Raw genomic sequence first — 364 nt, 5'->3', positions numbered from 1 at the left:
GCCAGGTCCACCGCCGGTACCGGACGGTCCGTGGTGTTCCAGTCCGTGACCACCTGCTGGTACTCGGTCTCGCTCAGCAGCGGGACATCCCCTACCGGTTGACCGGGATCGGCACCGAACAGCTCCGCCGCGCGCAGCCAGTGCCCGGACCACCGGCGGATCGTGTCCACCTCGAACAGGTCCGTGCTGAACTCCACCAGTGCCCGCAACCCTCCCGTGCTGGTGGGCTCGAAGTGCCACGAGACCTCGAACTGGGCTGCTTCCCGGGGCAGGTCGCACTCGACCGCCTCCACCCCGGAGAGCACCACCGGCTGCGACGGGGTGTTCTGCAACACCACCAGGGCCTGCACCAACGGGGTCCTGC

At 69.2% G+C, this 364-nt stretch carries 1 protein-coding gene; it reads right to left on the bottom strand.

The genetic code is table 11. The features are described 5' to 3' along the window. Window positions 1-350, bottom strand: a 350-nt coding sequence (locus ACTIDRAF_RS28500) for a condensation domain-containing protein (protein WP_245533514.1), incomplete at its 3' end; no start/stop codon positions are given. Between the last annotated feature and the right edge of the window lie 14 nt (window positions 351-364).

This window comes from Actinoalloteichus spitiensis RMV-1378 (assembly GCF_000239155.1).
GTDB lineage: Bacteria > Actinomycetota > Actinomycetes > Mycobacteriales > Pseudonocardiaceae > Actinoalloteichus_B > Actinoalloteichus_B spitiensis.
Note: the sequence above shows the minus strand (reverse complement) of the source record. Positions and strands in the feature narration are given on the sequence as shown.